Raw genomic sequence first — 6,612 nt, forward strand, 5'->3', positions numbered from 1 at the left:
GGCAGGCGGGTCGAAGATCGCGGCGCGCTGCGCCGGTGACAAGATAGTCTTGGCCGGCATCCGCTTCCCATCCGTCACGAAACAGAAATGCGGGCCTGTTCACGGAGCGTAGACTACAAGACGAGTTGTGTGACATTATGCTGACCGATCGGCGGGCAATGCCGCTCCGTCACGCAGACGGACGTATAAATGACATTGTTGATCGGATACGCACGGGTCTCGAAAGCTGATGGCAGTCAAGCCCACGACCTGCAGCGCGACGCCCTGATCAGGGCCGGCGTTCTGCCTGACCATATCTATGAGGATGCAGCCTCGGGCCGCCGCGACGACCGACCCGGTCTTGAGGCATGCCTGAAGGCGCTGCGTGTTGGCGACACACTCGTGGTTTGGAAACTGGATCGGCTCGGCCGTGATCTACGTCATCTGGTCAACCTGGTCGGCGATCTAACCAAACGCGCCATTGGTCTGAAGATATTGGCTGGCGAAGGCGCATCGATCGACACCACCACTACCAACGGCCGACTGGTATTCGCCATCTTCGCCGGGCTGGCTGAGTTCGAACGTGAGTTGATCGTCGAACGGACTAAGGCAGGCCTGGCGTCAGCCCGCGCCCGAGGGCGCAACGGCGGCCGCCCCTTCAAGATGACGCCAGCCAAGCTGCGGCTTGCCGCCGCATCCATGGGACAACCGGCAACCAAGGTGCGCGATCTCTGTGCCGAACTCGGAATTACCCGGCAGACGCTCTACCGGTTTGTCGGGCCAGAAGGCGAGTTGAGAGCCGATGGTGAAAAGCTGCTCAGTCGTCGCAAGCGCGAAACCTGAAGTATGCGAGGGGGACAGCTTCGTGCCTTCTCCGGCCGCTCCCGGACCCCTTTCGGACCTTGGTTCGAGAAAGTTGTACGGCAAGCCATGAGCCACTGCGGCCTTTTCCGGCAGAGGGCAGGAACGTCGCGGTGGAGTGGAATTCTGCGCTTTCGATTGGTTGCCGAGGGCGGCTTGGTTGCCACTTTGCGGACATTCGCCACAGGAGAAGCTAGCCAGATCGACTAAGAAACACGAACCCATGACATGGGTTGATGGAGCTGGGCCGCCTTCAGCTGACCGCAGAGCGCATGCGAAAACAGATCGCCTGTACCCACGCTCTTTGACGTCGCATTTAAGCTCCTCACTCAATCATCGAACCGGTTGAGCGACCGCTTAGACCGTGCGAAATACGCGTTCATGACCAACAAAACGCGCATGTAGCCGATTCGAGAGGCGCTGACGTCAGCGAGCGGATACCGTCTCATTGCAGTGAGCGTTCAATAGATGCTGGGCGAAGGCCGGTATAGGCATGCCCGAAATGCCGGTGCGCCAAGCGACAAACAGGTCCTTTCGTAGCGGCGGGTCAGGGAAGGGTAAGGCACGCAGGCTTCCGGCCCGCACCTCGTCCGATACGGCTGACGCCAGAACTAGAGAGATGCCAACTCCAGCCTTTACCGCCTGCTTGACAGCCTCGGTGCTACCCAACTGTAGGGAAACCCGCGGCATTTGAGCGTGATCGCCGAAATATTTCGCAAGCATCCGCCCGGTCCCGGTGCCAGGTTCGCCGCCGAGAAGCTCAAATGCGGATAACTGAACCGGATCAATGTGGTCTTGAGACGCCAATGGATGATCGGGCGGAACGATGACGACGACGGGCTCGCTTCTCCAGCGCTCGACTTGGCAGCCGTCGCGGTTGTCCCACCATTCCAACACGGCCACATCTATTTCGACATTCTCCAGTTTCTCGACGATGGACGGATTGCGGTCAATCACCATATCAAAAGCCGCTGGATCGCGGCCTTCCAGATATGACCGGACATAGGGCTGCAGCAGATAGATTCCGATATTGGAACTGGCACCGATCCGCGTGCGCTCCCCAGAGACCGCGGCGAGTGCACGCTCGTTAACCCTAAGGATGCTCTGGGCATAAGGCAGAAAGTTCATCGCTTCCCGCGTCGGCTCGCACCCCGTTCGGGAGCGATGGAATAGCAGGACACCCAGCTGCTCCTCAAGCTTCTGGATATGTGATGAGGCCGTCGGCTGAGCGATCCGAAGATATTCTGCGGACGCTTGAAAGCTCTTATGCTTCGCCAGGGCCAGAAATGTCCGCACCCATACTAGATTCAGCATTGCCGATCTAAGCCACTTGTCTCGGATTGTTGACGGCATCCATTGGCGGCTTACCCGAAAGGGCCTGCAGGATATTTTCTGCAGCGCGCAGTTCGATTGCCAAGCGAACTTTCTTAACAGCAGAGCCAATATGCGGGCTGAACATCGTGTTTGGGTGACCCAGCAAGCCCGGAGCGATCTCCCGCGGTCTGTCTTCGCGAGCCCAATCCTCCAGCTCGAACACGTCGGCGGCATACCCGCCGAGCTGACCGCTGGTGAGCGCAGTTAGAACAGCAGCTTCGCTCACGACAGAGCCGCGGCATGGATTCACGAGGTATGCGCCTGGTTTCATCAGGGCGAGCGTCCTGTCGTTGATCAGATGGATGGTGTCTGGGGCCAGCGCCAGGGCCAGGATGACGATATCGGATTCGGATAATACCTCCTCCAGGCTGCGCCGAGCAACACTAGGTCGAGCTTCGCCGCCGGGTGCTGGGATCGGCACCCGGTCGTTGTATAGCAGCGTTGCGCCCCAGCCATTCAGCCGTTCGGCGATGGCTTGCCCAATCGCCCCCATTCCGAGAATACCAATGGCGGACCCCGCGATGCCCAGGCCGAAAAACTCCGGCCGCCAACCGGCGAATTTGCCGCAGCGGACCCTGGCATCGGCCTGGATCATCTTGCGGGTGAGGCCGATGGTAAGGCCGATGGCCAACTCAGCCGTCGGCACGGTCAGGAGGTCAGGCACGATGCTCAGCCAGATGCCCCGGGCCGTACAGGCCGCGACATCGAAGTTATCGTAGCCCTTCAAGGCCGCGCCGATGACCTTCATCTGCGGGCAAGCTGCCAGGAAATCGGCGTCGACCCAGTCCGGCATGAAGGCCATCATTGCATCCGCCGTGCCGACACGGCGGCGAATCTCTTCGCGGGGCAGGGTTTCCATAGTTTGATTGGGAGTGACTTCACAATGGTCACAGAGGAGATCCAAGGTTTCCTGATGCACTTTGTGGGTGATGACGACGCGCGGTTTCACGATGGCCGGTCCTTACTTGAATTTCTTCCGCAAATAGCCGCTCAGGCCATCGACGATTGTCACCATTATCAGGATGACGAGTAAAATGGCGCTGACTTCTTGATACAACATGATTCGAAGCGATCCCATCAGCTCAAACCCAATACCGCCTGCGCCAACCATTCCCATTATCGTGGATGCGCGGAAGTTATATTCCCAGCGATAGACGGATACGTCTGCGAACTGCGATGACACTTGTGGCAGGACGGCGTGGAACAACACTTGAACCGGAGTTGCACCTGCGGCGCGCGCAGCCTCTATGGGGGCCTCATCGACATGCTCAATTGCTTCCGCAAAAAACTTGCCGACCATACCGACCGAATGCAGGCCTAATGCCAGAACGCCGGGTAAAGCACCAAAGCCTACGGCAGCAACGAAAATGATGCCCATAATCAGCTCCGGGACCGAGCGAAGAGCGTTTAGCAGGGTACGGGCGACATGAAATACGATCGTGTGCGGCGACGTGTTCCGGGCAGCAAGAAAAGCCAGCGGAAATGACAGAAGCACCGCTATTGCCGTTCCGGCAATACTCATTGCCAAGGTGTCCACCAGCGGCTTGAGCCACGCGCGCGCATTGGTGAAATCCGGCGGCATCGCCTCGCGGGCCAGCGTTAAGATGGCCGGAACCCCGTTTGCCAGGGTCCCGAAATCCAGAAGACCAACATACCAGAATGCAACCAGCACAATAGCGAGTACCGCAGCAACCTGGGCAGACTGCCGGATCCACGCCCGACTGTACTGATCGAGATAATGGTTTGTTGTGTTGATTGTGGTTGCGCCGAGCGTCGTCATCACGTCCTCACATCGCTCCGAAGTCGATTCCAAGCAACTTTCCCATATCGCGGATCACGTCGTAATCATTGTCCGTGATCGGGGCGAAACCGTCCGCCTTGAAGTTCTTCAGAACTGCGGGGTCCTTCAGGTTCACGAAAGTGGTGCGGATCTTGTCCTTCAGCTCCGGCTTCAGGTCGGAGCGCATCGTCCACGGGTATTGGGGATATTCCTTGCTGTAGGCGATGACCTTGACCTTGCCTGCGTCGACGAGCTTTCTCTCAAGAAGAGTTTTCCAGATCACCTCGGAAAGGCCCCCGACTTCCGCATTGCCGTTGGCGACATTCACCGCAACCGCATCGTGGCTGCCGACGAAGTGCTGCTGGTAATCGCGATCATTCACGACACCGGCTTCCGCCATCAACGTCTTCGGAATCAGATGGCTGGAGGTGGAAGCGCGATCGCCGAAAGCGACCTTCTTGCCCTTGATGTCGCTGAGCGAATTCACATTGGCATTCGCGTTGGCAATGACGACAGAGCGGTAAGTCGGCTTGCCGTCGCTGACCATTGCCGCAAACGGCTCGATATCGGCTTTGCCCTTGGCAAGCACGTACGAGAGCGGACCGAAATAGGCTATGTCGATCCGGCCGAAACGCATTGCCTCGATCATCGACGAGTAGTCTGTTGTCACAACCAGATCGACCTTCTTGCCCAGTTCCTTCTCGAGGTAGTCCTTGAGCGGTTGATTGCGCTTGATCAACTCGGACGCATTCTCATCCGGTAACAGTGCGACCTTTAAAGTCTCTGGATTCGGATTGGCGGCGTGGGCTGGCGCTGCCAGCCCCATGGCAAGGGCGGCAGCAATGGCAAATTTCAGCAGGCGGTTCATAGGGACATCTCCATCTCAGGCGTAAACGGTGGCTGGGCGTAGGCGGGGTTACTCGTCCGGCTGGGTGCGATTGGCTCACGGCGGTGCCCGGCGTATATCGCGGCGAAATTGTCGTCATTGAGCTCATCAGGAGCGCCGTCAAACACAACATGTGCACCGGCAAGGCCAATGATCCGGTCTGCAAAGCGCTGCGCGTATTCCAGCTGGTGCAGCGACACGATGGCGGTGATGCCGTCTTCTTTGCACACCTGGCGAAGCAGTTCGAGGATCTTCTCCGAGGTGGCGGGATCGAGGCTGGCGACAGGCTCGTCGGCCAGAATGATGTTGGGCTGCTGCGCCAGCGCGCGGGCAATCCCGACACGCTGCTTCTGGCCGCCAGAGAGCTGATCGACACGCGTCATGGATTTGTCGGCCAGACCGACGCGCTCGAGGCAGTGGAGAGCCAGTTCCAGGTCCGCGCGGGGCAGCGGGAAGAAACTGCGCAAGGTATTGTGATAGCCGAGTCGGCCGGTGAGGACGTTGGCGAGGGCCGTATGTCGCTCGATCAGCTGATGGTGCTGGAAAATGAGTGCCGTTCGGCGCCGGTGCTGGCGGAGTGCGCCGGTCGGGCCAAGGACACCGAAATCCGATGAGACAATCTCGCCGGAGGTAGGTTTAACAAGGAGGTTCAGGGAGCGCAAAAGTGTCGATTTCCCCGCACCCGACAGGCCGAGTAAAACGGAGAACTCGCGCTGGAAGAAATCGAGGGTGGTCGATCTGAGCGCCACCACTCCGCCTGAATAGGTCACACCGACATTTCTGAGCCGCAACACGTATTTGCGGTCGGTCTCGGCATCGCTGGGCTTCATGGATCACCATCTGTAATGTGAATGACGCAGAGATTGCGTTTCGCAATACAGTAGGGCTCGTGGATGACACTTCGATGTCAAGGTCGCGAAGGTTTTGTGACTCTATCCGTCAGTGAAGTGACCCTTCGCCGCGTGCAAGGCGGACGATGCTGCATTGCGGCAAGGTTGTTACATCCGCAAATGTCTCATTTCCGCGTTCAAACCTAGGTGCTTGTGTTGTGAATGGCGTCTCGTTCCGATGGGCGAGACGAACGGCAAAGTTCCACCCTTCTACGACCTTCGACTGTGGCGCGGAAGCCCGTCGCTGTTCGTGATCTGAACTTTCTACCGTATATCTGTGCCCCTTTAATGTTCAGGGGCCAGCTCGTGCTCACCACCGGCACGACGAGCGTCGGGAGCGGGACGCAGCCGCTTCTGTCGTTCGGCACCGGCGGGAGCGTGACCTTTGCTCCCGGGCAGACCGGCCAGGCGCTGACGGTCAACGGCACGGCCTACACGCTGCTGCGCTCGATGGCGGATGTGGCGGGGCTGAACGGCCAGTCCGGAGCCTATGCGCTGGCGGGCGACCTCAACGCTCCGGGCACGGCCTACAGCGATGCGGTGGCCAAGGGCTTCTCCGGCACGCTGGAGGGGCTCGGCCACACCATCACCGGCCTGACCATCACCGCGTCGATGGACCCGACTTCAGGCACCGACAGGGTCGGGCTGATCGGGACCCTCGCCAGCGGCGGCACGGTGCGCGACATCGGGCTGATCGGCGGCAGCGTCACGGGGCGGAACTACGTCGGCGGCCTGGTCGGGTACAGCTCCGGCGGCACGGTCACGCAGGCCTACGCGACCGGCGCCGTCGCGGGATCCAGCACCGTCGGCGGGCTCGTCGGGTACAACAACACCGGCACGAT

7 protein-coding genes are annotated in these 6,612 nt (G+C 59.6%); 2 read left to right on the forward strand and 5 right to left on the reverse strand.

What is annotated here, in order from left to right; translation table 11 throughout:
• Nucleotides 1–195 precede the first annotated feature (195 nt).
• Nucleotides 196–822, forward strand: coding sequence for a recombinase family protein (locus FVE89_RS13570; protein WP_024342673.1), 627 nt, complete (start codon nucleotides 196–198; stop codon nucleotides 820–822).
• Nucleotides 823–1,266: 444 nt separating this feature from the next.
• Here FVE89_RS13570 and FVE89_RS13575 read toward each other — a convergent pair whose 3' ends face one another.
• Genes FVE89_RS13575 through phnC form a run of 5 tightly spaced genes read right to left on the reverse strand, consistent with a single transcriptional unit; the run spans nucleotide 1,267 to nucleotide 5,710 of the window.
• Complete coding sequence (locus FVE89_RS13575; RefSeq protein ID WP_006023683.1) at nucleotides 1,267–2,154, reverse strand: LysR family transcriptional regulator; 888 nt, start codon at nucleotides 2,152–2,154, stop codon at nucleotides 1,267–1,269.
• A gap of 7 nt (nucleotides 2,155–2,161) precedes the next feature.
• Entirely contained in the window at nucleotides 2,162–3,163 is a 1,002-nt protein-coding gene (locus FVE89_RS13580) for a phosphonate dehydrogenase (RefSeq protein ID WP_006023684.1), read from the reverse strand.
• A gap of 12 nt (nucleotides 3,164–3,175) precedes the next feature.
• Nucleotides 3,176–3,994, reverse strand: a complete 819-nt coding sequence (gene phnE / locus FVE89_RS13585) for a phosphonate ABC transporter, permease protein PhnE (protein WP_006023685.1) — start codon at nucleotides 3,992–3,994, stop codon at nucleotides 3,176–3,178.
• A gap of 7 nt (nucleotides 3,995–4,001) precedes the next feature.
• Nucleotides 4,002–4,820: a phosphate/phosphite/phosphonate ABC transporter substrate-binding protein gene (gene phnD, locus FVE89_RS13590; RefSeq protein WP_244434415.1), complete on the reverse strand. Its 819-nt coding sequence runs from the start codon at nucleotides 4,818–4,820 to the stop codon at nucleotides 4,002–4,004.
• A gap of 38 nt (nucleotides 4,821–4,858) precedes the next feature.
• On the reverse strand, nucleotides 4,859–5,710 hold the full coding sequence (gene phnC / locus FVE89_RS13595) for a phosphonate ABC transporter ATP-binding protein (RefSeq protein WP_006023687.1): 852 nt from the start codon (nucleotides 5,708–5,710) through the stop codon (nucleotides 4,859–4,861).
• A gap of 348 nt (nucleotides 5,711–6,058) precedes the next feature.
• On the opposite strand from phnC, the gene FVE89_RS13600 reads away from it, so the two are divergent.
• A partial coding sequence (locus tag FVE89_RS13600; protein ID WP_281408971.1) for a GLUG motif-containing protein occupies nucleotides 6,059–6,612 on the forward strand: 554 nt, incomplete at its 3' end.

Origin of the sequence: Methylobacterium sp. 2A, from assembly GCF_009806555.1 — a bacterium.
Taxonomy (GTDB): domain Bacteria; phylum Pseudomonadota; class Alphaproteobacteria; order Rhizobiales; family Beijerinckiaceae; genus Methylobacterium.

Bases quoted from the DNA above. Each gene is read 5' to 3' on its own strand.
- FVE89_RS13575 (WP_006023683.1), bottom strand. From the start codon at position 2,154: ATGCTGAATCTAGTATGGGTGCGGACATTTCTGGCCCTGGCGAAGCAT.
- phnE (WP_006023685.1), bottom strand. From the start codon at position 3,994: ATGACGACGCTCGGCGCAACCACAATCAACACAACAAACCATTATCTC.
- phnD (WP_244434415.1), bottom strand. From the start codon at position 4,820: ATGGGGCTGGCAGCGCCAGCCCACGCCGCCAATCCGAATCCAGAGACT.
- phnC (WP_006023687.1), bottom strand. From the start codon at position 5,710: ATGAAGCCCAGCGATGCCGAGACCGACCGCAAATACGTGTTGCGGCTC.